Source organism: Prevotella sp. HJM029 (assembly GCF_000599605.1).
GTDB lineage: Bacteria > Bacteroidota > Bacteroidia > Bacteroidales > Bacteroidaceae > Prevotella.
Genome location: NZ_AZHT01000005.1, coordinates 1 through 233, shown reverse-complemented (window position 1 = coordinate 233; position 233 = coordinate 1). Strand labels below are relative to the sequence as shown.

The window sequence follows — 233 nt, the reverse complement described above, 5'->3', positions numbered from 1 at the left end:
TCGTGTTACCGAGCAGAAATATCGGTGTTATCACGGATGCAGATTTCTGCAACCTCTCACAGAGATACTTTCTGAACAAATGCGCTTCTATGCTGTCCAACTGAAACGACAGGACGATGATGACAGGAAGCGGATAGAGCGGAGCATAAGCTTTTAGTTGTTCGTTTGCATAAATATTTTCCTCGCCTGCACTCCTTTCATCGGGGTGCAGATTGGAAGACTTCACCAATATT

At 44.6% G+C, this 233-nt stretch carries 1 pseudogene; it reads right to left on the bottom strand.

The window, feature by feature from the left end:
- Positions 1 to 233: pseudogene (locus tag X919_RS0100730) on the bottom strand (hypothetical protein); the annotation flags it as partial.